Annotated in this window: 2 protein-coding genes; both read left to right on the top strand. The window is 37.1% G+C overall.

The annotated features are described in order from the left end of the window. Positions 1-196, top strand: a 196-nt coding sequence (locus ACQR30_RS03290) for a hypothetical protein (protein WP_429731210.1), incomplete at its 5' end; no start/stop codon positions are given. Next, positions 193-1,524 (top strand): hypothetical protein (locus tag ACQR30_RS03295; RefSeq protein ID WP_429731213.1); only part of this gene is annotated, 1,332 nt, incomplete at its 3' end. The genes ACQR30_RS03290 and ACQR30_RS03295, both read left to right, overlap by 4 nt.

The following is a 1,524-nucleotide window of genomic DNA, read 5'->3' on the forward strand; positions in this document are numbered from 1 at the left end:
CCTTATTATCGAATTAAAATTAGGAGTAAAAGACATAATCAAAACCCAACCCCAGAGCCGTAGCCGGAGCCAGAGCCAGAGCGGGTTAATGACGAAAATCCGATATCAAATGCGGAAGATAACGACTCCGATCGAAGAATTAGAGAGACCGAGAATGTTCTCTCTGAGAATGGGGTTTTTGCTCTGGCAGCAATGACCTCCGCAGCCACGTTTCCCTCAAATTTCAAATCGATTGAAATCCAGAAGTACCAAATAAAATTCAAAACTATTAACGGTTTTGAAGGTACGATAAATCTACATACTAACGAGGGAGAAGTCAGAAATGTTCGAGAAGAATTCCAAAATGTCGGTATCAATTATGTTAATCAAGATACCGAACATTCAATGACAAATGGCATTAAATATTCGATTGAGCCTAAAAAGTTAATCCCGAAAGGAGGGCTCATCAAAATAAAGCGCGTAGGGGAATCCTTGTCTCAGGCAAAATATTACAGAAATGTAATGCCAATAAGGATATCCTTACGCAAAACAGATATTTCTCCCGCAGACTGGCGAGTTGAGAAATACGTTTCCTGGGAACGAAATAAAAATATTCCCAATACTAGTGAGATAGAACTAGACGAAACCCAATCTAGTTCCTTCACAGGATCGATATATGACGATCCACCAAACGTTAATGTCGTTATAAAAGGGTGGAAAAGGGGTAAGACTAAGACGACTGCATATTATTTCAACCCACCACAAGTTCCCGATTGGGATCAAGACAACCAAGACCTACTTTCTGATTATATAGAATACTTATCAGAAGGATTAAGGTTTATCCAATACAACAATGAGATTAATAGACGATCAGAATTAAGGTATTGTTCGTATTTGGATAAAGCGGTTGAAATATACAGACAAAAGATGCAGCCCGCGACTCCTGGGAATGATATTCTGAAGATCTTTCTGTCGGAAAGTATCGATAATAATAATAACAAAGATAGAACATATCTTTGTAAAAAGAAGATGGTCGGTAAACGATTGAACAAGATAATCGACCAATGCCAATTAAATTGGCATATAATAGATTGCGTCGAGGAACTTTCGACTAACTTCTTGACCAATACGGTTCAAGAAGAGAACCTAAATACTTTAATCGACGAAATAAACAAAGAATATGTCCCGTTATTTTCAAAAAAAAAAAGTATTGGGGAAACTAAGGAGATGATATCTCAAAGAGCAAAAGCTCGATTAAATAAGATGAGGGATTTAGATCTTCCCGGTATAGAAGCACAAATAGAAATATTAAAGGGAACAGATGTGCTATGGGAAGTTTTATACGATTTTGACAAATTGGCTAGAAATTCTGAATCCGATATTATGGAGGATGGACGTGGATTTGAAAATTTGAATCTTGAAGGAGAGGATGAATTTACGAACGAATTTATTAACATTATTGAAGAGAGAAAAGAAATTCTTTCGCGACTCAGAACAATCTTAGGAAACGCGGAAGAATCATCGGGAAATGCGGAAGGATCATCA

Source organism: Arachidicoccus sp., from assembly GCF_050436765.1.
Classification (GTDB): Bacteria; Bacteroidota; Bacteroidia; order Chitinophagales; family Chitinophagaceae; genus Arachidicoccus.